The 21,727-nt window shown below is 60.9% G+C and carries 21 protein-coding genes; 13 read left to right on the forward strand and 8 right to left on the reverse strand.

The annotated features are described in order from the left end of the window. Positions 1 to 220: 220 nt before the first annotated feature. The 3 genes from ACM6I5_RS16405 to ACM6I5_RS16415 all read right to left on the reverse strand — a co-directional run bounded on the left by ACM6I5_RS16405 (position 221) and on the right by ACM6I5_RS16415 (position 2,004). Positions 221 to 817 (reverse strand): superoxide dismutase, encoded by a 597-nt coding sequence (locus ACM6I5_RS16405; protein WP_017340540.1) that lies wholly within the window; start codon positions 815 to 817, stop codon positions 221 to 223. Between the two features lie 176 nt (positions 818 to 993). Further along, complete coding sequence (locus tag ACM6I5_RS16410; RefSeq protein ID WP_017340539.1) at positions 994 to 1,596, reverse strand: LysE/ArgO family amino acid transporter; 603 nt, start codon at positions 1,594 to 1,596, stop codon at positions 994 to 996. Between the two features lie 6 nt (positions 1,597 to 1,602). Continuing rightward, positions 1,603 to 2,004: an ACT domain-containing protein gene (locus ACM6I5_RS16415; protein ID WP_017340538.1), complete on the reverse strand. Its 402-nt coding sequence runs from the start codon at positions 2,002 to 2,004 to the stop codon at positions 1,603 to 1,605. Between the two features lie 96 nt (positions 2,005 to 2,100). Between ACM6I5_RS16415 and ACM6I5_RS16420 the strand changes: the two genes are divergently transcribed. From ACM6I5_RS16420 to ACM6I5_RS16435, 4 genes are all read left to right on the forward strand, one after another. Then, complete coding sequence (locus ACM6I5_RS16420) at positions 2,101 to 2,994, forward strand: LysR family transcriptional regulator ArgP (RefSeq protein WP_414884221.1); 894 nt, start codon at positions 2,101 to 2,103, stop codon at positions 2,992 to 2,994. A gap of 54 nt (positions 2,995 to 3,048) precedes the next feature. After that, a complete protein-coding gene (locus ACM6I5_RS16425; protein ID WP_414884222.1) occupies positions 3,049 to 4,041 on the forward strand; it encodes an NAD-dependent epimerase/dehydratase family protein in 993 nt (330 codons plus the stop codon). Positions 4,042 to 4,157: 116 nt separating this feature from the next. Further along, the gene (locus ACM6I5_RS16430) at positions 4,158 to 5,036 is read left to right on the forward strand and encodes an ATPase (protein ID WP_017340535.1); all 879 of its coding nucleotides are present in this window, start codon (positions 4,158 to 4,160) and stop codon (positions 5,034 to 5,036) included. 257 nt (positions 5,037 to 5,293) lie between these two features. Then, complete coding sequence (locus ACM6I5_RS16435) at positions 5,294 to 6,142, forward strand: cache domain-containing protein (protein ID WP_017340534.1); 849 nt, start codon at positions 5,294 to 5,296, stop codon at positions 6,140 to 6,142. 133 nt (positions 6,143 to 6,275) lie between these two features. Here ACM6I5_RS16435 and ACM6I5_RS16440 read toward each other — a convergent pair whose 3' ends face one another. Together ACM6I5_RS16440 and pobA are read right to left on the reverse strand one after the other, a co-directional pair. After that, complete coding sequence (locus ACM6I5_RS16440; RefSeq protein WP_414884223.1) at positions 6,276 to 7,793, reverse strand: MDR family MFS transporter; 1,518 nt, start codon at positions 7,791 to 7,793, stop codon at positions 6,276 to 6,278. A 79-nt stretch (positions 7,794 to 7,872) separates the two neighbouring features. Then, the gene (pobA, locus tag ACM6I5_RS16445; RefSeq protein ID WP_414884271.1) at positions 7,873 to 9,057 is read right to left on the reverse strand and encodes a 4-hydroxybenzoate 3-monooxygenase; all 1,185 of its coding nucleotides are present in this window, start codon (positions 9,055 to 9,057) and stop codon (positions 7,873 to 7,875) included. A 188-nt stretch (positions 9,058 to 9,245) separates the two neighbouring features. On the opposite strand from pobA, the gene ACM6I5_RS16450 reads away from it, so the two are divergent. Continuing rightward, positions 9,246 to 10,142: a helix-turn-helix domain-containing protein gene (locus ACM6I5_RS16450; protein WP_017340531.1), complete on the forward strand. Its 897-nt coding sequence runs from the start codon at positions 9,246 to 9,248 to the stop codon at positions 10,140 to 10,142. A 9-nt stretch (positions 10,143 to 10,151) separates the two neighbouring features. Here the strand turns inward: ACM6I5_RS16450 and ACM6I5_RS16455 are convergent, their stop codons facing one another. Beyond that, a complete protein-coding gene (locus ACM6I5_RS16455; protein ID WP_017340530.1) occupies positions 10,152 to 10,328 on the reverse strand; it encodes a hypothetical protein in 177 nt (58 codons plus the stop codon). A 133-nt stretch (positions 10,329 to 10,461) separates the two neighbouring features. Next, positions 10,462 to 11,367 (reverse strand): LysR family transcriptional regulator, encoded by a 906-nt coding sequence (locus ACM6I5_RS16460; RefSeq protein WP_414884224.1) that lies wholly within the window; start codon positions 11,365 to 11,367, stop codon positions 10,462 to 10,464. A gap of 114 nt (positions 11,368 to 11,481) precedes the next feature. Between ACM6I5_RS16460 and ACM6I5_RS16465 the strand changes: the two genes are divergently transcribed. Both ACM6I5_RS16465 and ACM6I5_RS16470 read left to right on the forward strand, forming a co-directional pair. Further along, complete coding sequence (locus ACM6I5_RS16465) at positions 11,482 to 12,366, forward strand: MBL fold metallo-hydrolase (RefSeq protein ID WP_414884225.1); 885 nt, start codon at positions 11,482 to 11,484, stop codon at positions 12,364 to 12,366. A gap of 174 nt (positions 12,367 to 12,540) precedes the next feature. Next, on the forward strand, positions 12,541 to 13,155 hold the full coding sequence (locus ACM6I5_RS16470; RefSeq protein ID WP_017340527.1) for an NAD(P)-dependent oxidoreductase: 615 nt from the start codon (positions 12,541 to 12,543) through the stop codon (positions 13,153 to 13,155). A gap of 60 nt (positions 13,156 to 13,215) precedes the next feature. Here ACM6I5_RS16470 and ACM6I5_RS16475 read toward each other — a convergent pair whose 3' ends face one another. Then, on the reverse strand, positions 13,216 to 14,097 hold the full coding sequence (locus tag ACM6I5_RS16475) for a LysR substrate-binding domain-containing protein (RefSeq protein WP_017340526.1): 882 nt from the start codon (positions 14,095 to 14,097) through the stop codon (positions 13,216 to 13,218). A gap of 160 nt (positions 14,098 to 14,257) precedes the next feature. Here ACM6I5_RS16475 and ACM6I5_RS16480 point away from each other — a divergent pair, with 160 nt between their 5' ends. The 6 genes from ACM6I5_RS16480 to ACM6I5_RS16505 all read left to right on the forward strand — a co-directional run bounded on the left by ACM6I5_RS16480 (position 14,258) and on the right by ACM6I5_RS16505 (position 21,692). Beyond that, complete coding sequence (locus tag ACM6I5_RS16480) at positions 14,258 to 15,895, forward strand: 5-guanidino-2-oxopentanoate decarboxylase (RefSeq protein ID WP_414877847.1); 1,638 nt, start codon at positions 14,258 to 14,260, stop codon at positions 15,893 to 15,895. Continuing rightward, positions 15,892 to 17,340 (forward strand): aldehyde dehydrogenase family protein, encoded by a 1,449-nt coding sequence (locus ACM6I5_RS16485; protein ID WP_017340524.1) that lies wholly within the window; start codon positions 15,892 to 15,894, stop codon positions 17,338 to 17,340. The genes ACM6I5_RS16480 and ACM6I5_RS16485 overlap by 4 nt, the downstream gene beginning before the upstream one ends. Before the next feature lie 217 nt (positions 17,341 to 17,557). Next, positions 17,558 to 18,661, forward strand: coding sequence for an extracellular solute-binding protein (locus tag ACM6I5_RS16490; protein WP_010457579.1), 1,104 nt, complete (start codon positions 17,558 to 17,560; stop codon positions 18,659 to 18,661). Between the two features lie 204 nt (positions 18,662 to 18,865). Further along, the gene (locus ACM6I5_RS16495) at positions 18,866 to 19,774 is read left to right on the forward strand and encodes an ABC transporter permease (protein ID WP_017340523.1); all 909 of its coding nucleotides are present in this window, start codon (positions 18,866 to 18,868) and stop codon (positions 19,772 to 19,774) included. Next, positions 19,771 to 20,619, forward strand: a complete 849-nt coding sequence (locus ACM6I5_RS16500; RefSeq protein WP_017340522.1) for an ABC transporter permease — start codon at positions 19,771 to 19,773, stop codon at positions 20,617 to 20,619. Before ACM6I5_RS16495 ends, ACM6I5_RS16500 begins: the two co-directional genes overlap by 4 nt. 17 nt (positions 20,620 to 20,636) lie before the next feature. Next, positions 20,637 to 21,692, forward strand: coding sequence for an ABC transporter ATP-binding protein (locus ACM6I5_RS16505; protein ID WP_414884226.1), 1,056 nt, complete (start codon positions 20,637 to 20,639; stop codon positions 21,690 to 21,692). Positions 21,693 to 21,727: the final 35 nt, after the last annotated feature.

Consider the following 21,727-nt stretch of genomic DNA (forward strand, 5'->3'; position numbering starts at 1 on the left):
GGCTGGTTTCATTGTGGGAAATCGGCCTTTGTGCGGGGACGAGACTGCTTGTGAGGGCGGCCCGATTTTCGCGGGTGTCCTCGGACCTTGTGGGCGCTGGCTTGCCAGCGATGACGACCTGACAGAGGACAGATATTCTTCGGTTGTACTCGAATTCGGCAGGCATTCCAAAACCCAAAAAAAACCCGGCAAAAGCCGGGTTTCTTGACTGGCGTCGATCTTAAGCGGTGAAGGTTTTGCCTTCGAACTGCTCAGCCACGAATTTCCAGTTGACCAGGTTCCAGAACGCTTCTACGTACTTCGGACGCAGGTTGCGGTAGTCGATGTAGTAAGCGTGTTCCCAGACGTCGCAGGTCAGCAGCGGGGTGTCGCCGCTGGTCAGCGGGTTGCCGGCGCCGATGGTGCTGGCCAGGGCCAGGGAGCCGTCAGCCTTTTTCACCAGCCAGCCCCAACCGGAACCGAAGGTACCGATGGAGGTTTTGCTGAATTCTTCTTTGAACTTGTCGAACGAACCGAAGGCTGCGTTGATGGCTTCAGCCAGTGCGCCGGTTGGTTGACCGCCGGCGTTTGGCGCCAGGCAGTTCCAGTAGAAAGTGTGGTTCCAGACCTGAGCGGCGTTGTTGAAGATGCCACCCGAGGAAGACTTGACGATTTCTTCCAGGGTCTTGCCTTCGAACTCGGTGCCTGGCACCAGGTTGTTCAGGTTCACGACGTAGGTGTTGTGGTGCTTGTCGTGGTGGTATTCCAGGGTTTCCTTGGAAATGTGCGGCTGCAGGGCATCGTGTGCGTAGGGCAGCGGCGGCAATTCGAAAGCCATGATGATTCTCCTAATCAGGTCAGTTGCGGTGGTCGCAAGGCCGATCACGGGCGGCCAGACAAGCGCCGGGGAGTTTGTACTCTTTGCGGCGCATCGAACCGGATCATAGCACCGGGGGTGCGGCATAACCACGCAACAACTGTGTGGAATAGAGGTTCCAGAGCCTTTTGGAATAATCAGGAGACGATGATTAATTGAAAGGCTACGGTGAACATCATCACGGCGACCAACAGATCCAGAATCCGCCAGGTGCTCGGCCGAGCCAGCCACGGCGCCAGCCATGCAGCGCCCAGCGCCAACGTGAAGAACCACAGCAACGACGCACTGGCCGCGCCCACGACATAGGCACCAGGCTCGGTCTGTTGTGCGCCAAGGGAGCCAATCAGCAATACGGTATCCAGATAAACGTGCGGGTTGAGCAGGGTGACCGCCAAGGCGCTGAGCAGCACGGCGCGCAGTGAACGTACGGTCTGGTTTTCATTCTGTTGCAAGCTCTGTTTCGAGAAGGCCCGGCGCAACGCGAGGCTGCCGTACCAGATCAGGAACACCGCGCCGCCCCAACGGGCCACCGCCAGCAATGTCGGATTTTGCGCCAGCACGGTGGCCAGACCGAACACGCCGGCAGCCACCAGCAACGCATCGCACGTCACGCAGAGCGCCGCCACCGGCAGGTGATGTTCACGCCGCAGGCTCTGGGCCAGCACAAACGCGTTCTGAGTGCCGATCGCCATGATCAGCCCCGCGGCCACCAACAGGCCGTTTACATAGCTTTGCCACATAAGGATTTACTCCGCGTTCGCTGCCAGATCCCGCAACACGTGCAGGGCGCGTTCGGCATCGGCCTGGCCGACGAATAAATGGTCGTGGAAATAACCGGCGATCACGTTGCAGCTGATACCGGCCTGGCCCAATGCCGTGGCGAAGGCGGCGGTCAGGCCGACGGCTTCCAGCGCGGAGTGCACGTTCAGGGTGATCCAGGCGGCAACGTAGTCGAAGCTGAAACCGGCCTTCTCGGCCTGGGAGCGTTCCAGAATCACCGTCAGGCCTTCCTGCTCGCGAAAACTGCCGATGATCTCAAGACCCGGCGGCAAATGGCCGTCGCGCAACGTGCAGAACACATACTCGCCAGCGTTGAGTTGCGGGCTCATGCTGCGCAAAAGCGTTGCCAATGAAGTTTCGCCAGCCATGTCGGTGTTCCTTGCTCAAGAGTTCTTGCTGGCCATTCTCCGTCCACAAGCGGTATAAGAAAAACCAATCATGCTGATCGCTCATTAGGAAAACTGATGTTCGACTATAAATTGCTTTCCGCGTTGGCCGCCGTGATCGAGCAGGCCGGTTTTGAACGCGCCGCCCAAGTGCTCGGCTTGTCGCAATCGGCGATCTCCCAGCGCATCAAACTGCTGGAAGCGCGGGTCGGCCAACCGGTGCTGGTGCGGATGACACCGCCGGCGCCGACTGAAATCGGTCGGCGTTTGCTCAACCATGTGCAGCAGGTGCGCCTCCTGGAGCGGGACCTGCAAACCCTGGTTCCGGCGCTGGATGAAGAAGGCCTGCCGGAACGTCTGCGCATCGCCCTGAACGCCGACAGCCTCGCCACGTGGTGGGCCGAAGCGGTCGGAGATTTTTGCGCCGAACAACACCTGTTGCTGGATCTGGTGGTCGAAGACCAGACCGTCGGCCTCAAACGCATGCGCGCAGGCGAAGTGGCGGCGTGTGTCTGTGCCAGCGAACGTCCGGTCGCCGGGGCGCGCAGCGTTCTGTTGGGCGCCATGCGTTATCGCGCATTGGCCAGCCCGGCCTTCATCGTCCGGCATTTTCCGCAAGGCGTTCGCGCCGATCAGTTGTCGAAAACGCCGGCGCTGGTCTTTGGCCCGGACGATTTCCTGCAGCATCGCTACCTCGCGTCCCTCGGCGTAGATGGCGGTTTTGAACACCATTTATGCCCGTCGTCCGAAGGCTTCATTCGCCTGACCGAAGCCGGCCTGGGGTGGGGGCTGGTGCCTGAATTGCAGGTGCGCGATCAGCTGGAACGCGGGGTTTTGCGCGAGCTTTTGCCAGATAAGCCCATCGATGTGCCGCTGTACTGGCATCATTGGCGCAATGGCGGTCAGTTGCTGGGGTTGCTGACCGATCAATTGGTGCGCTCGTCGAAGCAATGGCTGGTGCCGTTGGACTGACCGGCAGCGTCAAGACCTCACGCACTATGCAAAACGAAATATTCGGAGCACTACATGAAGATTCTGGTCACCGGCGCAAGCGGCTTCATCGGCGGACGCTTTGCGCGTTTCGCCCTGGAGCAGGGCCTGGACGTGCGGGTCAACGGTCGCCGGGCCGAAAGCGTCGAACACCTGGTGCGCCGAGGCGCCGAGTTCGTGCAGGGTGACTTGAGCGACCCGGAACTGGCGCGCAACCTGTGTTCCGACGTCGAAGCCGTGGTGCATTGCGCCGGCGCTGTAGGCGTGTGGGGACGTTATCAGGACTTTCATCTGGGCAACGTGCAGGTCACCGAAAACATCGTCGAAGCCTGCCTGAAACAGCGTGTCCGGCGGCTGGTGCACTTGTCCTCGCCGTCGATCTACTTCGATGGCCGCGATCACCTCGGGTTGACCGAAGAGCAGGTCCCCAAGCGCTTCAAACATCCCTACGCCGCGACCAAATACCTGGCCGAGCAGAAGGTCTTCGGTGCCCAGGAATTCGGCCTCGAAACCCTGGCCCTGCGTCCGCGCTTCGTGACCGGTGCGGGCGACATGAGCATCTTCCCGCGTCTGTTGACGATGCAACGCAAGGGGCGGCTGGCCATTGTCGGCAACGGTTTGAACAAAGTCGATTTTACCAGCATACAAAACCTCAACGAGGCGTTGCTCAGCAGTTTGCTGGCCGGCGGATCGGCGTTGGGCAAGGCCTACAACATCAGCAACGGAACGCCGATCCCGTTGTGGGACGTGGTCAATTACGTCATGCGCAAGATGGATGTCCCACAGGTGACCCGCTACCGTTCCTACGGCCTGGCCTACACCGTGGCGGCGCTCAACGAGGGCATGTGCAAGCTTTGGCCGGGTCGTCCCGAGCCAACCCTGTCGCGCCTGGGCATGCAGGTGATGAACAAAAATTTCACCTTGGACATCAGCCGCGCGCGGCATTATCTGGACTACGATCCGAAGGTCAGTCTCTGGACCGCCCTCGATGAATTCTGCGGCTGGTGGAAGGCTCAGGACATTCGCTGACACACAGGCCGTCCCGATACTGAACCGAGTCCGGGAATCAAGGGTCAATCGATGCGGCTGACGGGTTTATACTTCGCCCCATCAAGCCATCACCGCGTTCCACAAAGGTTGACTCAATGTCCATGCGTAACGATGCCAACGACGACTTCGACGATGTACCGAGCCTGCGTGCCGACAGCCTCGACGACGATGATTTTGTGCCCTCCGCCCGCACCGCCGTGCATTCGCGCACCCCGCCGGTGGTCAAGGTCAAGGCTGCCAGCACCGGCCCGTTGTGGGCGCTGGTCGGCGCCTTGTTTTTTGCCTTCGCCGGCCTTGCCTGGTGGAGCTTCCAGCAGATCTCGCTGATGGAACAGCAACTGGTGGCGACCCAGGAAAGTTTCGCGCGCATCAGTGAGGATGCGGCGGGGCGCTTGCAGGACATTTCCGGCAAGGTCGTCGCCAGCCAGACCAACGTCACCAGCGACAGCGAAGCACTGAAACTGCAGATCAAGCAGCTGGAAAGCAAACTCCAGGATCAGAGCAAGCAGCAGCAGGGCGTTGTCGGCCAGACTTCCGACCTGGACAAGCGCCTGGCGCAAATGACCGCGCAAACCGCCGATCTGGACAAGCGCCTGGCGCAAGCCACCGCCCAGAACACCGAGCACCAGACCGCCAACACGCAATTGCAGGCCCAGGTCAAAGCCCTGAGCGGTGAACTGGCCGCCCTGAAAAGCGCGCCGGCGGACACTGACAAATTCGACGCTCAGCTGAAAAGCCTCGGTGCCGACATCGTTGCGCTGAAAAAACAAGGCAACCCGAGCGCCGCCATTGAACGTCTGGAACAAGACATGATTGTGCTCAAAAGCGAACAGGACAACCGCCCGGCCGCCGGGCCTGCCTCGTCCAGCACGGCCGAGTTCGACGCTTTCCGTGCTTCTGTCACCCGCAACATCAACACCCTGCAGGCGCAGATCCAGAATTTGCAGCAGCAGTTGCGTGCCCGAGCGCAATAACCCGGCACGCGAATACGTGTGGCGAGGGAGCTTGCTCCCGCTGGGGCGAAGCCGCCCCAAAGCATCCACCGCGGATTTTCAGATAATCCGCGGTGCCTGATTTGCGTCTGCTGCGCCCGGACGCGGATCGGCCGGCGGGAGCGAGCTCCCTCGCCACAAAAACCTCAGCTCCCCCCCTCACACCGTTCCCTGAATGTTCGTACATATCCCCAAGCCGTCTACGCTCTTGAAACATCGACAAGAATGAGGAATGCGCAATGGGGTTTTTGCACAGGTTGGCCCTGCTGGGCGGGATGTTGTTGCTGTGTCTGGGGCAGGCTCAAGCTGCCGGGACCGAGAAGGATGACAGCCAGGCCGCCATCGCCTTGCTGGAAAAAGCCCTGGCCTACTACCACGACAACGGTGACAAGGCGTTCGCGGCCTTCAGCCGCCAGGGCGAGTTTGTCGACAAGGACCGCTACGTATTCGTCGTCGATACCAAAGGTGTGATGCTCGCCAGCGGCGGGCCGTCTTCGGCGTTGATCGGGCGCGATGTGTCTGAGGTGCTCGGCCCGGATGTGCAGAAAGCCTTCAAGGACGCGTTGAAAGTGCCGGAGGGCAATGGCATCCAGCAGGCGGAATATCGCTGGCAGAACTGGTCAGACGGCAAGGTCGAACGCAAGCATGTGTTCTACCAACGGATCGGCCAGCGCATTCTGGCAGTGGGTTATTACCTGCCACGGGCGTCGGCGGAGCAGGCGATGGCGCTGCTGAACAAAGCGGCAACCGACCTGGCCAGGGACGAGAAGGGCACGCTCACCGCCATCAACTCACTCAAGGGTGGTTATTTGCAGGATGACCTGTATGTGTTCGTCGTCGACCTGGACACCCAGCGCTATGTCGCGCACGGCACCAACCTGCGGCTGATCAATACCGATTTCGGCAAGATCAAGGACCCTGAAGGCAAGCCGGTGGGCGAGCCGATCCTGGGGTTGATGGCTGAACAGGATTATGGCGAATACGAATATCGGTGGAAAAACCCGGTGACCGGCAAGATCGAGAATAAGCATGCGTACCTGAAAAAGGTCGGGCATTTTCTGGTGGCGGTCGGGTATTACAGCCCTTGATGGTGGTGACTGACAGACCGCAATCGCGAGCAGGCTCGCTCCCACAGTAGATCTCCAGTGATCACAGCTTTGTGTGCGACAGAGATCAAGTGTGGGAGCGAGCCTGCTCGCGATTGCAGGCGACTCGGTCTATCTATCGAGCCTTGTCTTCGCGCCCCCGCAACATCCGGTTCGGCATGGCAATCGCCGCCGCCAATCCCAGCAGCGACACCGCCGCACTGACCATCAGCAAATGCCGGAAGGTCAGCAGCAGCTCAGCGCGCAAGGCGTTCTGCGCATCCCCCGGCGCTGCGTTCAGGCCGTCCAGCAAGACATTCCCCGAACGGCCCTCGGCAATCAGTGTCGAGCCAGCCAGGTGTGCGAAACTCGAGTCTTGCAGCAACGCCAGCAACAGCGCCGACATCAACGCCACCCCCACCGCACCGCCCAGGGAACGGAACAGGTTGGTGGTGCTGGTCGCGACGCCGATGTCCCGTTGCTCCACTGAATTCTGTGTCCCGACCAGTGAGGTCGGGAACTGCATGCCAGAGGCGATACCGCTGAGCACCATGAACAAGCTGCTGAGCACCACCGCCTGGGGCGGACTGAACGCCATGCCGAGAATCGACATTGGCATCAGGATCGCACCGGTGAGGATCATCGGTTTGTAGCGCCCGGTCACCGAGGTCCGCCGCCCGGCGAAATACGCACCGATCGGCAATCCCATGGCCAAGGGCAACAGGTGCAGCGCGGCACTGTCAGCCCCGGCACCCGTCACGCTCTGGAAGCGCAACGGCATCAGCACGATCAGCGAGATCGCCTGGAAACTGGTAAAGAAAATTGTGCACCAGCACAGGATCGCATTGCGGTTGGCGAACAGGTGCATGGGCAGCAACGGCTCCTGCGCACGGCGCTCATGCCGGACGAACAAGGCCAGGACCACCACCGCACAACCCAGCAAGCCCAACACTTCGGCGCTGCGCCACGAATGCCCCTGGCCGAACTGGGTGATACCGAGCAACAAGGCCGTCAGGCCGATGATCATTAACAGCGTGCCAAGGTAATCGATGATCGGCTTTCGCTGTGGTACGGGCAGCCCCACCAGCGTGCGATTGGCCACCAGCCACGCCCCCAGGCCCAGTGGCAGATTAATCAGGAACACCCAGCGCCACGACAGGTATTCGGTCATGTAACCGCCGAGCACCGGACCGGCCACGCTGGCCACCGCGTACATGCTGCTGAAGTAACCTTGATAGCGACCCCGTTCGCGAGGCGGCACGATATCGCCGATGATTGCCTGGCTGACCGAAATCATCCCGCCGGCACCGATGCCCTGAACAATCCGCGCCAGTACCAGCTGCTCCATGCTCTGGGCCATGCCGCAGAACAACGAAGCCATCGTGAACAGCCCCATGCCGAACAGCATCAACGTGCGCCGACCGTACAGGTCGCCGAGTTTTCCGTAGATCGGCACCGCCACGGTCATCGCCACCATGTAGCCGGAAATCACCCAGGCCAGCAGGCTGACATCCTTGAACTGCGCGGAAATGGCCGGCATCGATACGGCGACAATGGTCTGGTCCAGTGCGCCGAGAAAAATCGCCAGCATCAGGGCGATCAGCACGCTGCGAATGGCCGGTTTGGGCGTGTCAGGCTGGTTGAGATTGGTCACGGGAGAACCTGCGGGCAGTGAGGGTCCCGCAAGAGGCATGGGCGAGCGGGGATGCTCGCCAGTGTAAGTCGATAGGAGGCTATTCGATAGCCTCGTACGGAAGTCCGACGTAATTTTCTGCAATGGTTTTTCGACCCGCCTCAGAACTGACAAAGTAGTCCAGCTCCGACTCACTGATGCGCTGGCTGAACCCGTCGTGATCGTCAAAGCGATGCAACATCGAGGTCATCCACCAGGAAAACCGCTCGGCTTTCCAGACCCGGCGCAGGCAGACCTCAGAGTACTTCTCCAGCAAGTCGCCCCGGCCTTCGCGGTAAACCTTCAGCAGAATATTGAACAACGTACTGACGTCGCTCGCCGCCAGGTTCAGGCCTTTGGCGCCGGTGGGCGGCACGATGTGCGCGGCGTCGCCGACCAGAAACATCCGCCCGTACTGCATCGGTTCGACCACGAAACTGCGCAGCGGCGCGATGCTTTTTTCGATGGACGGCCCGGTCACCAAAGACTCTGCCAACGCAGCAGGCAGCCGGGACTTGAGCTCATCCCAGAAACGCTGATCGGACCAATTCTCGACGTGTTCGTCGGCAGGAACCTGAAGGTAATACCGGGTACGCGTCGCCGAGCGCATGCTGCACAGGGCAAAGCCGCGTTCGTGACGGGCGTAGACCAACTCATCGTGGACGGGGGGGGTGTCAGCGAGAATCCCAAGCCAGCCGAATGGATAAACCCGTTCGAACACCTTCAAATTCTCGGCGGGAATCGATTGCCGCGCCACGCCATGGAAGCCGTCGCAACCGGCGATGTAGTCGCAATCGAGCCGCCAGGTTTCGCCATCCTTTTCGAACGTCACGAAGGCTTCATCGGTTTTCATGCCGTGGGGTACGACGTTGCCGGCTTCGTAAATCGTCTGCGCGCCGGCCTCCCGACGAGCGGCCATCAAGTCACGGGTGACCTCGGTCTGCCCGTAGATCATCACGGTTTTCCCCCCGGTCAGGGCCTGCAGATCAATGTGCACCCGACGCCCGTCGAGGGCCAGTTCGAAGCCGCCGTGAACCAGCCCTTCGGCGTCCATGCGCTGGCCGACGCCGGCCTGACGCAGCAGCTCTGCCATGCCTTGTTCGAGAACACCGGCGCGGATTCGCCCGAGCACATAGTCCGGGGTCTGGCGTTCGAGGATGAGGGTGTCGATACCGGCGTTGTGCAGCAATTGGCCGAGCAGCAATCCGGACGGGCCGGCACCGATGATGGCGATTTGGGTTTTCAGCGTTTTCATTGTTTTTATGACTCGCAAGCTCCACGCGACCAGAGTCGGTGAATTATTTTTATGGATCGAGTGCTTGCATTTTTCACTTGCGGGTCTGTCAATTGAAGGTGAAAACTGAGCCGATAGCTGTACATTCTGCCAATCGGTGCGATTATCGCCCACCACCTTCCGAGGCCTGGATTGAAGTTATGAACAAGCCTGACCTGCCTTCGATACCGGTGTTCAAGCTCTATGGTGAAAGCCTGGAATGGCCGACCCCGGACTTGTTGCACTGCGAAACCATCTCCAAACGCAGCCGCGAACATCAGTGGGAAATCAAACCCCATCGCCACGCCGATCTGTGCCAGTTGCTCTTCGTGTTCAAAGGTCAGGCAGAGCTTGAAATCGAAGGCAAACGCACGCAGCTGAGCGAACCGGCGATCCTGGTTCTGCCGCCGTTATCGGTGCACGGTTATCGTTTTTCCGAGGATGTCGAAGGGTTTGTCGTGACCCTGGCCGCGCCGCTGGTCGCTCATCTCCAGGCGCAGCTGGGCAACTCGGTGAATGCCCTGGCCCAGGCCGAAAGTTATCCGGCCGGCAATGACGGTGAGTACCTCAACAGTCTGTTTTCTGCATTGCAGAACGAGTACACCGGCCATCAACCGGCCCGGGAAATGCTCATGCATTCGCTGGTCAGCGTGATCATGGTGTGGGTCAGCCGTCAGGCGCTTCAACGTCGCTCCGCCAGTCAACGTCCGCAGCGTGCGCGGGAATACCTCAACGGGTTCATCCAGCTGGTGGAAGAGACGTATCGCCAACACGTCAAGGTCGAGGACCTGGCGCATCGGCTGGGAATTTCCGTGTCGCACCTCAACGGCACCTGCCGTGAGTTGGCGGGACAACCGGCGTTGCAGATCATGCACGAGCGGCAATTGCTGGAGGCCAAGCGTTTGCTGACCTACACCAGCATGACCATTTACGAAATGTCCGACGTGTTGGGGTTTTCCGATCCGACCAACTTCACGCGCCTGTTCCGGCGCCGGGTGGGGATCTCGCCCAAGGCTTTTCGCGACCGCTTGAAGGCCGATCAGGACAACGAGGCCTGATCCGCTTCGTTATCGAAGGGCGTTGAGGGTCGCGTTGTGGGGGATGCAACGCTCGAAGTTACAGCTCGCGTATTCACGGGGCAGTTGTCGCAACTGCTCGACGCGCCAGGCCGCCGTGCCATACAGCGCCAGCGTGGCCGCGCAGGTGATGAAAATCGCGAGGTATCTTCTTGTTTTGATGTTCATGGCGTTGACCTCTGAACGAATACCCTTCGGTACTTATTTCAGCATAGGTCAGCGGCAGTGAGTTGCCAGTCACGCGTTCTGCGCATGTAGGCCGACATTCAGAACACTGATGTTCCCCGTGGGAGCGGGCCTCTTAAAGTCCGATATCCCAGGCTGGGTCTTCGGGGAATCTGAGCACCAGAAAATCCAGCACGCTGCGCAGTGCCGCCGGCATGTGTTTGCGTGAGGCGTACACCGCGTAGATATTCATCTGGCGCGGTTCGGCCTGGGGCAGCAGGCGGATCAGTTCGCCGCTGTGGATGTGCACACCGGCCTGATAAGTCGGCAGCATCGCCACCCCGGCACCGGCCATCGTTGCCCGTAGCAGCGTACTGGCTTCGTTGGCGCTGATGTTGCCCTGTACCGGCACCGAGACCGGTTCGCCGTCCTGCTCGAAATGCCACAGGCTTTTACCGAAATAGGAGTGCGTCAGGCAGTTGTGCAGGCTCAGGTCTTCGACCTGCGTCGGTGCCGGATGCTCGTCCAGGTAAGCGGGGGCGGCGCAGATCACCGAGCGGCAGACCGTCAGCCGCCGCGCAATGAGGTTCGGGTCCAGGTCATTGCTGGTGCGAATCGCCAGGTCGATGCGCTCATCCACCAGGTTTACCGTGCGGTCGAGCATCTGCAGGTCGATGCTGACGCCGGGGTAACGCTTGACGTACGCCGCCATGGCATCGGCCAGTTGTGCCTGGCCGAACGAAGTGCTGACGCTGATCCGCAGCAGGCCGCGCGGTGCATCGTCCGGCTCGCTGACGGCAGCCTGCATGTCCGAAGACAAGTCGAGCATCTGCCGACACCGTGGCAGGATCTCGCTGCCGGCGGCTGTCAGGCTCAACTTGCGTGTGGTGCGGTGCATCAGGCGCGCGCCGACCCAGTCTTCCAGTTCTGCCAGATACCGCGAAACCACCGGCCGTGAGAGCTCCAGATGATCGGCGGCGGCCGACTGGCTATCGAGGTCGACCACCGTGACGAACACCCGCATTGCTTGTAGACGATCCATGATTTGCCCGATTTCAGAAACAAACTATGTTCCAGCATCGCATTTTTTGTACTGAGTCGTGCAACTAAGCTCTGATCCATCGCCAAGCACGGCACTCGGACAACGGAGCAACAGATGATCGGTTTCACTTCCATCAAGCGTATTTTGCTGGCCACGGCCACCCTTGGCTTCGCGGCTCACGCGGCGGCATCGACGTTGACACTGGATGTGTACAACCCGGGCGACAAGGCGATCTTCCCGGTGACCTCGGTTCTGGTCAGTGGCGAGAAAGACGCGATCCTGGTGGACGCGCAATTCGGCAAATCCCAGGCCGAGCAAGTGGTTGAAAGAATCCGCGCCAGTGGCAAGCAACTGACCACCATTTACATCAGCCACGGTGACCCGGATTACTACTTCGGCCTCGACACCCTGACCGCTGCGTTCCCCCACGCCAAGGTGCTCGCTTCGCAAGCGACAGTGGATCACATCAAGAAAACCGTCGACGGCAAACTGGCGTTCTGGGGCCCGAAAATGGGCGCCGATGTACCGGCCAGAACCATCGTGCCGGGCGTGCTTGAGGGCGACAGCCTGATACTCGAAGGGCAGAAGTTGCAGGTGGTGGGGCTGGAGGGCAAGCAACCGGATCGCACCTTTGTGTGGATCCCGTCGATCAAGGCGGTGGTCGGGGGCGTGGTGGTCGCGGAAAACATTCACGCGTGGATGGCCGACACCCAAACCGCACAATCCCACACCGACTGGCTGGCTACGCTGCACAGCATTGAAACCCTGAAACCGAATACTCTCGTGCCGGGTCATTACCTCGGCAAGAGCGCGCGCTCCCTGGCCGCTGTGCAATTCACTGCGGACTACATCAAGGCCTTCGACGAAGAAACCGCCAAGGCCAAAGACGCTGCGGCGTTGATTGCTGCGATGAAAAAACGCTTCCCGACCCTCGGCGAAGAAATCTCGCTGGAGCTGAGTGCCAAGGTCGCCAAGGGCGAGATGAAGTGGGGTGAGTGAATTTATGTGATGAACACGCACACCTGTGGCGAGGGGATTTATCCCCGTTGGACTGCGCAGCAGTCCCAAGCTTTGACGACTGCTTTGCAGCCGAACGGGGATAAATCCCCTCGCCACAAAAGCCCTTCTACCATTCAAATTTGCAAAGATCACCCAAGCCAACTGGAGAACATCATGAGCAACATCGCAATCATCGGTGCCACCGGCCGTGCCGGCAGCCAGCTGTTGGAAGAAGCCCTGCGCCGAGGCCATAGCGTCACGGCCATTGCCCGCGATACGTCGAAGATCGGTCAGCGTGCCGGAGTCGTCAGCAAGAAAGTTGATGCCCTCGATGCCGAAGCGTTGCAAGCGGCGGTCGCAGGTCATGACGTGGTGATCAGCGCCGCGCACTTTGCGACCCTTCCAGCCCGCGCCGTCATCGGGCCGGTGAAACAGGCCGGGGTGAAACGTCTGTTGGTGGTCGGTGGTGCGGGTTCGCTGTTGCTGCCGGACGGTACTCGCGTGATCGACAGCAAAGGTTTCCCTGAAGCGTACAAAACCGAGGCCAGTGCCGGTGCTCAATTCCTGGAGAACCTGCGTCAGGAAAACGAACTGGACTGGACCTTTGTGTCGCCGTCGGCGGAGTTTGTCGAAGGTGAGCGCACCGGTACGTTCCGGATTGGCAAGGACGATTTGCTGGTGAGCGGTGCAGGGCGCAGCTGGATTACCTTCGCCGACTATGCGATTGCGATGATCGATGAAGTGGAAGCGCCGAAGCATTCCCGTCAGCGGTTTACAGTCGGCTACTGATCCAGAAACACCGCCCATCCGTAGGAGCAGCCTTCGGCAGCTCCTACGGAGTTTGTCCGCTCAGCGGGCCTGAGCCTGCGCTACCAACCACCCCATCAACTCGCGCAACTGCGGTGAAGGTGCCGGTTTCTCCGGGAACACCAGGTAATACGCCAACCCCGTCTTCACCTTCAATTCAAACGGCATGACCAGCCGCCCGGCACTCAGGTCGTCGCCGATCAACGACCAATCGCCGATCGCCACACCGGTCCCTTGGGACGCCATCGACATCGCCAGGTCCAGGGTCTCGAAATGCTGGCCTTTGCTGACGTTGCTCAATTGAAGATCCGCCGCTTTCAACCAGGCATTCCAGTCGCGCTCATCCCGTGTCGGGTGCAGCAACAAGTGTTGTTGCAGATCTGCCGGTGTCTGCAACGCCATCGGCCCGTCCAGCATCGGCCGTGAACACACCGGCGTCAGTTGCTCATCGAACAGCAGATAAGACGTCAACGCACGGTCCGGTGGCGCGCCATACATCACCGCCGCATCGAACTGTTCGCGATGGAAATCCACACCGTGCTTCACCGTGGTGGTCAATTCCACGGGCACGTCCGGACGCTCCCGTTGCCACTGCAACAGACGCGGCAACAACCAGCGCATCACGCAGGTCGGTGCCTTCAGTTGCAGGGTTTCGCGCTTCTCGCCGATCTGTTCGACTGCCTCGTCGATCAAGCCGAAAATCTGCTGCACCCGTGGCAGCCACTCCCGCCCTTCAGCCGTCAAATCCAGGCCGCGGGCCTGGCGAATGAACAGCTCATAACCCAGATGTTCTTCCAGCCCGGCGATCTGCCGACTCACCGCGCCCTGGGTGATGAACAGCTGTTCGGCCGCACGGGTGAAGTTGCAGCACTGCGCGGTGATCAGAAAAGTGTGCAGCGCCGGCAGGGGAGGCAATCGTTTCATTGGGATCCAAGGTATGACGTGAGGACATGGCTAGTATGACTTTTTATCCATTGTTACGGCTACGTGTCGCCCGTTCCAATGAGGCCATCCCTGGACCTGCCCATTCATCATAAACACTGCGCAGGCCCGGCGTCTCAAACGAACAAAAAGGGCAAAAGACATGGCGACGTGCGGCGAAGTATTGGTCAAGTTACTCGAAGATTACGGGGTTGAGCAGGTGTTCGGCATTCCCGGGGTTCACACCGTGGAGCTGTATCGCGGGCTGGCCCGTTCGAGCATCAACCACGTCACTCCGCGTCACGAACAGGGCGCCGGTTTCATGGCCGACGGCTATGCACGCACCAGCGGCAAACCGGGTGTGTGCTTCATCATTACCGGCCCTGGCATGACCAACATCACCACCGCCATGGGCCAGGCCTACGCCGACTCGATTCCGATGCTGGTGATCTCCAGCGTGCAGACCCGCAACCAGTTGGGCGGCGGTCGCGGCAAGCTCCATGAGCTGCCGAACCAGGGCGCATTGGTCGGTGGCGTGGCAGCGTTCTCCCACACCCTGATGTCGGCGTCCGAATTGCCGGGTGTATTGGCTCGCGCCTTTGCCCTGTTCCAGGCCGGTCGCCCGCGTCCCGTGCACATCGAAATTCCGCTGGACGTGCTGGTCGAAGAGGCCGATGACCTGCTCGCCAGCCGGCCGGTCAACATCGACCGCGCCGGTGCTTCGCCAAGCGCGATCAGCCGCATGACCGACCTGCTCGCCGGCGCCAGGCGCCCGCTGATTCTTGCCGGTGGCGGCGCCATCGATGCTGCCGCGGAACTGACGGAGCTGGCCGAACTGCTCGACGCGCCGGTGGCCCTGACCATCAACGCCAAAGGCATGCTCGAATCCAGCCATCCGCTGCTGATCGGCTCGACCCAAAGCCTGGTCGCGACCCGCGCCCTGGTGGCCGAGGCCGACGTGGTGCTGGCGATTGGCACCGAACTGGCGGAAACCGACTACGACGTCACCTTCGCCGGCGGTTTCGAGATTCCCGGTGCGCTGTTGCGCGTGGACATCGACCCTGACCAGACCGTGCGCAACTACCCGCCGACAGTCGCCCTGGTGGCCGATTCGCGCAACGCTGCCCAAGCCTTGTTGAGCGCGCTGTCCCACAAGTCGCTGGCCGAGCGCCGCAACGATTGGGGCCAGGTCCGCGCCGCACGTCTGCGTGAAGACCTCGCCGCCACCTGGGATGCCCCGACCCTGGCCCAGACCCGCTTCCTCGAAACCGTCCTGCACGAATTGCCGGACGCCGTGTTCGTCGGCGATTCGACCCAACCGGTGTACACCGGCAACCTGACCTTCAACCCGGAACGCCCGCGCCGCTGGTTCAACTCGTCCACCGGCTACGGCACCCTCGGTTACGCCTTGCCGGCGGCGATTGGCGCCTGGCTCGGCGGCAGCGTTGAAAGTGGCGCACGTCCTCCGGTGGTGTGTCTGATCGGTGATGGCGGTCTGCAATTCACTCTGCCGGAACTGGCCAGCGCCGTTGAAGCGCGCACGCCGGTGATCGTCCTGCTGTGGAATAACCAGGGCTACGAAGAGATCAAGAAATACATGGTCAACCGCGCCATCGAACCGGTTGGCGTGGACATCTACACCCCGGACTTCATCGGCGTCGCCAAGGCGCTGGGCTGCGCGGCTGAAGCGGTCAACGGTGTCGATCAATTGCGCAATGCACTGCGCTGCGCTACCGATCGCCAAGGCCCGACCCTGATCGAAATCGATCAGACCCAGTGGATGAAGGCGGTGTCGAAATGAGTTTTCCAACCACCCTGGATGGCTTGTTCATCAACGGTAAATGGTCGGCCGGCAGCGAACATCTGCGCGTGATCAACCCGGCCACCGAAGCGCTGCTGACCACCGTGAACGGCGGCGATGCAAACGCCGTCGATGACGCCGTGAACGCAGCGACCGAAGCCTTCTTGGCCTGGTCGCAAACCACCGGCACCGAGCGTGGTGCGATCCTGCGCAAGATTGCCGCCGGCGTGCAGGCCGGTCGCGAGCAGTTGATGCAGTTGCAGTCGAGCAACAACGGCAAACCGCTGTTCGAAGCGGCCATCGACGTCGATGACGTGATCGCGACGTTCGAGTACTACGCCGGTCTGGCCGAAGGCCTCGATGCCAAACAAGACAGCAATGTCGAGTTGCCCACCGATGACTTCAGCGCCCGTGTGCGCCGCGAGCCGTGCGGTGTGGTCGGCCTGATCGTGCCGTGGAATTTCCCGATGGTCACCACCGCGTGGAAACTCGCCCCGGCCCTGGCCGCCGGTTGCTGCGTAGTGCTTAAACCGTCCGAAGTGACGCCACTGCCGGAGCTGGAACTGGCGGCGATCATCGCCGACGCCGGATTGCCGAAGGGCGTGTTCAACGTGGTCTGCGGCACCGGCCTGGCAGTGGGTGCGCCCCTCTCGGCAGACCCGCGCATTGCCAGGATTTCCTTCACCGGCAGCAATGCGGTCGGCGTGCAAGTGATGCAACGCGCTGCCGAAACCGTGAAGGGCGTGAGCCTCGAACTGGGTGGCAAATCTTCGTTGCTGGTGCTCAAGGACGCCGACATCGCGTTGGCGGTGGAAGTGGCCTGTGGCGGTGGTTTCTTCAACGCCGGGCAAATGTGCTCGGCCACCAGCCGCGTGCTGGTCGCCGATGAACTGGCCGACGAATTCCTCCTGCGCCTGAAGGCCCGCGCCGAAGCCATTCGCGTTGCCGACCCGTTCGACCCGAACGTGGAAATGGGCGCGCTGGTCAATCAGGCGCAATACCAGCGCGTGCTCGGTCACATCGATCGCGGTTTGAGTGCCGGCGCCAAGCTGATTTGCGGCGGCAATCGCCCCGCAGACCTGCCCCGCGGATATTTTTTGCAACCGACGATTTTTACCGAAGTGCCCCTCGACAGTGCGTTGTGGTGTGAGGAGATTTTCGGCCCGGTGATCTGTGTGCGCAGTTTCACCACCGAAGCCGAGGCGATTGCCTTGGCCAACGACAGCCAGTTCGGTCTGGTCGCCAGCGTTGTGACGCGCGACGCCGAGGCGGCGGATCGGGTCGCCAACGCTTTGCAGGCGGGACTTGTGTGGATAAACGCGCCGCAAGTGATCTTCCCGCAGACCGCCTGGGGCGGCTACAAGCAGAGCAGCATCGGCCGCGAATTGGGGCCGTGGGGCTTGCAGGCTTTCCAGGAAATCAAACACGTGATTCGCGCCGTCTGACGGCACGAAAAAGGTGAGTGCATGCTTCGTATAGAGGCATGCACTGATGTCATGGCTTCGATGAGTTTTTATCGATAGTCAGCTTTTTTGCACGACCTCAGGATGAACTCACTGGTTCAGCCAAACCCCCGAAAATACGAGGGATAGCGCTGGTCCGGCCGCGCGGATGCAACAGTTTCGACCTGCCTTATACCTACAAAAACAAAGGGAGTCCGTAATGGGCGAGCATGATCTGAACAGACGTCAATTTATCAAAACCGTGGGCGTGGCTTCGGTTGCAGCGGCGGCCATGAGCTTGCCCTTCGTCAAGGCCAATGCCAGCGACACCCGTTTCCAGGGCAAGACCCTGCGCTTGCTGACCTGGTCTGATGACACCGGCCTGGCTGCGCTGCGCAACATTGCGGCGACTTTCGAAGACAAGTACGGCTGCAAGGTCATCGCTGACCGCACCGGCAGCACCTCGGAAATGGTCGCCAAACTCAAGGCCGCGGGTGATCGTCCGCAGTACGACATCATCACCCTGGCTGGCGTCGGCGCCGAAGGCCTGGCCGCCGCCAACCTGCTGGAAAAACCCGACCTCAACCGCATTCCCAACCTGGTCGACGTCCCGGAGAAATACCGCACCGGCGCCAACGGCCACGGGATCGGTTACCTGCTCTGGTGCAACAGCCTGGTCTACAGCACCCGCACCATCAAGGAAGCGCCGGACAGTTACGCTGCCCTGTGGGACGCGGAGCTGTCGCCGAACATCTTCCTGCCGCCGCCAAACTGGACCGAGGCCATGGACCTGATCATCATCGCCGCCAAACTGGCCGGTGGTGACGAGCACAACATCGAGCCAGGCTTCAAGAAACTCGCCGAGCTGAAAGACCGTGTGGTGACCCTGGGTGAAAACCCGAACCAGATCGCCGAGCTGTTCCGCACCGGTTCCCTGGACATGGGTGGCCTGTACGCCCCGGCGTTCTTCCCGAAACAGATCCGCGATCCGGCCTACGGCCTGGGTGCCACGTTCGGCATGAAGGAAGGTTTCTACACCGACCTGATGCTCTCGGTAATGCCGAAGAATCGTCCGGGCGATACCGACCTGACCTACGCCTTCATCAACCACTCTCTGGACCCGCTGGTGCAGGGCAAGATGGCTGAAGATATCTACAACGGCCCGGTCAACGCCAAGGCGATCATCTCCGCCGAAGCGCGCAAGAGCCCGTACATCCTCACGCCAGAGCAGATTGCCGAGAAGGCGATCATGCACGACAACGCCTTCCTGGCCTCCGTGCATGACCAATGGATTCGTCGCTACACGGAAATCTTTTCTTCCTGATTCTTGAGGTCTGAAGATCCATTGTGGCGAGGGAGCTTGCTCCCGCTCGGCTGCGTAGCAGCCGCGAAACCTGACACCGCGTTTTGTCTGAACGGGCGCGGTGAATGATCAGGGCCGCTTCGCGACCCAGCGGGAGCAAGCTCCCTCGCCACAGGTTTTTGCCTTATCTCAGTCTTGCTGCTTTCCATTGACGAGACCCTTGCTATGGAACACCAACCTCTGACTCATCCGGTCGTTACCGCTCCGGCGCGCGCCCATCGGGGTGTTTCGCCGACGACTCGCGCCTGGTTTTTCCTCTCGCCGTCGATGCTGTTTCTGGGCGTGCTGATTGCCGCCAGCCTGCTGGTGCTGCGCATGAGCGTGGGCACCAAAGGCGCGGAATGGACCGGGTTCAGCCTGGCCAGCTACGCCCAGTTGCTGGAACCGTATTACCTCAAATCCCTGCTGCTGACCTTGCGTCTGGCGCTGATCAGCGCAGTGATCGCCGTCGTGCTGGCGATCCCGGTGGCCTACACCATGTCGCGCCTGACCTCACCGTTCGTGCGCCGGATCTTCCTCGCCGCCGTGCTCTTGCCATTGCTGGTCAACCTGCTGCTGCAAAGCTACGGCTGGCTGGTGATTCTCGGCCCGGGCGGGATGCTCAATCAGGCACTGATGGGCCTGGGCCTGATCAAGCGACCGATCATGCTGCTGTACAACCAGAACGGCGTGCTGATGGGCCTGGTGCAAACCGCGTTCCCGCTGGCCGTGTTGCCGATCGCCAGCGCCATGCGCGGCGTCGCCCGTACCTACGAAGAGGCCGCCGCCACGCTGGGCGCCAGTCGTTTGCAGGTGTTCCGTCAGGTGGTGTTGCCGATGAGTTTTCCGGGGATCATCACCGGTGCGACGTTGGTATTCGCCTACAACGCCAGCAGTTTCGTGGTGCCTTTGCTGCTCGGCGGCCGGCGCGTGCCGATGCTGGCGGTGATGGTGCATGACCAGATCGCCCCGCTGATGAACTGGCCCGCTGCGTCCGCCGCCGGTGTGGTGCTGATTGTCACCACGCTCGCGATCATGACCTTCTCCGAATACATCACCGGCCGTCGTCGCCGCATGCTGGAGGCTTCGCAATGAGCGCTGTGATCAAGAAGCGTCATTCACTGTTGCCGGGTGATACCGGCAAGTTCGCCGGCATCCTCTCGGGTTTCATCCTGCTGCTGGCGGTGCTGCCGATCCTGACCATGATCGTCATGTCGTTCAGCGGTGCGTCGAACCTCGACTTCCCGCCGAGCAGCTACAGCCTGCAATGGTACAAGGCCGCCTGGCACACCTTCGTTTCGCCGGATTCCAGCGATGTGCTGAGCCTCGGCAAAGCCATGACCACCAGCCTGATGGTCGCGTGCCTGACCATGGTCTTCGCCACCATCATCGCGGTGCCGGCGGCTTATGCGCTGACCCGTTGCGAGTTCCGTGGCAAAGCCGTGGCGCTGCAATTGATGTCGCTGCCACTGGTGTTTCCGATGGTGGTGTTGGGCCTGGCGTTGTTGCTGGTGTTCGACAGCCTGCCGTTTCAGATGACCACCTCGCGACTGGTGATTGCCCACGTGATCCTGGCGCTGCCCTTTGTGGTGAAAAACTGCACGGCGGCGATGCTTTCCATCGGCAGCGAAGTCGAAGAAGCCGCGCAAATGCTCGGTGCTTCGCCAACGCGAGCGATCATTGATGTGGTGGTGCCGTTGATGAAGTCGGGGATTCTGGCGGGGATGCTGCTGGCGTTCATCGTCTCGTTCAACGAATTCACCGTGACCTATTTTCTCTACACCATCGACGTGATGACCGTGCCGATCTGGATGTACAGCCGCACGGTGTCGTCGCTCGACCCCACCGTATTTTCGTTTGCCGTGCTGATCGTGCTGATCGACTTCGTCCTGATCTGGGCGCTGGAGAAGCTGGTCGGTGAAGGTGGCGTTTCGTTCTGATTCTTGAGGTGATTCATATGTCTGGTCTGATTCTGGAAAACGTCGAGAAACATTACGGCTCGGCCTGCGCGGTAAAGGATGTGAACCTGCATTTGCCGGAAGGCAAACTGGTGTGTTTCCTCGGCCCTTCGGGTTGCGGCAAAACCACGCTGCTGCGGATGATCGCCGGGCTCGAAACCCTGACCGGCGGCGAGATTCGCCTGGACGGTGAAGACATCGGCCACACACCGGCGCATCAGCGCAATTTCGGCATGGTGTTTCAATCGTTGGCGCTGTTCCCGCACATGACCGTGGGGGAGAACATCGCTTATCCGCTGAAACTGCGCGGGGTCAGCAAAGTTGACCAGCAGGCGCGGGTGGTGGAATTGCTGGAACTGATTCAGTTAAAGGAAATGATTGATCGCCCGGTGGCGAAACTCTCGGGCGGCCAGCGCCAGCGCGTGGCGATCGCCCGGGCGATTGCCAACCACCCGAAAATCCTTCTGCTGGATGAACCGCTGTCGGCGCTGGACGCCAAGCTGCGCGAGTCGATGCAGGTGGAAATCCGTCAACTGCAACAGCGCCTGAACATCACTACCATCATGGTGACCCACGATCAGCGTGAAGCCATGACCATGGCCGACATCGTCGTGGTGCTGGGTGAGCATCGTGTGCAGCAGGTCGGCACGCCGATCGAAATTTATCGTCATCCGGCCAACGAATTCGTCGCGGACTTCATCGGCTCGGGCAACATCTTTCCGGCCACGGCGCTGGGTAACGGCAAGGTGGGCTTGCCCGGCGGTGATGCACTGGAAGTGCCGATCTGCAGCAGTATCGTGGTCGGTGAGAAAGTGAAAATGCTGATCCGCCCTGAAGACCTGCAGCTGTCGCACCCGCAGGCGACGGCGGGGAATCGGTTGCTGGGCAAGGTGACGTTCGTGCGTGATATCGGCGCGACCATCGAGACGACCGTTGAGTGTTCGGGCGTGTCGTTTACGGCGTTGAGCACGCCGTGCCAGGGGTTTGGGCTGAGCATTGGCAACCCGGTGTCGGTGACCTTGCCGGCTGAGGCTTGCCGCGTACTGGGTGCCTGATCCGGATTTGATGTCGGCCTTACTGGCCCCATCGC

Source organism: Pseudomonas sp. IT-P171 (assembly GCF_949767765.1).
Taxonomy (GTDB): Bacteria; Pseudomonadota; Gammaproteobacteria; order Pseudomonadales; family Pseudomonadaceae; genus Aquipseudomonas; species Aquipseudomonas fluorescens_B.

Excerpts from the sequence above, each read along its gene's own strand:
- ACM6I5_RS16405 (WP_017340540.1), bottom strand. The coding sequence starts at position 817 with ATGGCTTTCGAATTGCCGCCGCTGCCCTACGCACACGATGCCCTGCAG.
- ACM6I5_RS16465 (WP_414884225.1), top strand. The coding sequence starts at position 11,482 with ATGATCGGTTTCACTTCCATCAAGCGTATTTTGCTGGCCACGGCCACC.
- ACM6I5_RS16480 (WP_414877847.1), top strand. The coding sequence starts at position 14,258 with ATGGCGACGTGCGGCGAAGTATTGGTCAAGTTACTCGAAGATTACGGG.
- ACM6I5_RS16420 (WP_414884221.1), top strand. The coding sequence starts at position 2,101 with ATGTTCGACTATAAATTGCTTTCCGCGTTGGCCGCCGTGATCGAGCAG.
- ACM6I5_RS16475 (WP_017340526.1), bottom strand. The coding sequence starts at position 14,097 with ATGAAACGATTGCCTCCCCTGCCGGCGCTGCACACTTTTCTGATCACC.
- ACM6I5_RS16435 (WP_017340534.1), top strand. The coding sequence starts at position 5,294 with ATGGGGTTTTTGCACAGGTTGGCCCTGCTGGGCGGGATGTTGTTGCTG.
- ACM6I5_RS16410 (WP_017340539.1), bottom strand. The coding sequence starts at position 1,596 with ATGTGGCAAAGCTATGTAAACGGCCTGTTGGTGGCCGCGGGGCTGATC.
- ACM6I5_RS16460 (WP_414884224.1), bottom strand. The coding sequence starts at position 11,367 with ATGGATCGTCTACAAGCAATGCGGGTGTTCGTCACGGTGGTCGACCTC.
- ACM6I5_RS16470 (WP_017340527.1), top strand. The coding sequence starts at position 12,541 with ATGAGCAACATCGCAATCATCGGTGCCACCGGCCGTGCCGGCAGCCAG.
- ACM6I5_RS16485 (WP_017340524.1), top strand. The coding sequence starts at position 15,892 with ATGAGTTTTCCAACCACCCTGGATGGCTTGTTCATCAACGGTAAATGG.
- ACM6I5_RS16500 (WP_017340522.1), top strand. The coding sequence starts at position 19,771 with ATGAGCGCTGTGATCAAGAAGCGTCATTCACTGTTGCCGGGTGATACC.
- ACM6I5_RS16415 (WP_017340538.1), bottom strand. The coding sequence starts at position 2,004 with ATGGCTGGCGAAACTTCATTGGCAACGCTTTTGCGCAGCATGAGCCCG.
- ACM6I5_RS16490 (WP_010457579.1), top strand. The coding sequence starts at position 17,558 with ATGGGCGAGCATGATCTGAACAGACGTCAATTTATCAAAACCGTGGGC.
- ACM6I5_RS16430 (WP_017340535.1), top strand. The coding sequence starts at position 4,158 with ATGTCCATGCGTAACGATGCCAACGACGACTTCGACGATGTACCGAGC.
- ACM6I5_RS16505 (WP_414884226.1), top strand. The coding sequence starts at position 20,637 with ATGTCTGGTCTGATTCTGGAAAACGTCGAGAAACATTACGGCTCGGCC.
- ACM6I5_RS16495 (WP_017340523.1), top strand. The coding sequence starts at position 18,866 with ATGGAACACCAACCTCTGACTCATCCGGTCGTTACCGCTCCGGCGCGC.
- ACM6I5_RS16455 (WP_017340530.1), bottom strand. The coding sequence starts at position 10,328 with ATGAACATCAAAACAAGAAGATACCTCGCGATTTTCATCACCTGCGCG.
- ACM6I5_RS16450 (WP_017340531.1), top strand. The coding sequence starts at position 9,246 with ATGAACAAGCCTGACCTGCCTTCGATACCGGTGTTCAAGCTCTATGGT.
- ACM6I5_RS16425 (WP_414884222.1), top strand. The coding sequence starts at position 3,049 with ATGAAGATTCTGGTCACCGGCGCAAGCGGCTTCATCGGCGGACGCTTT.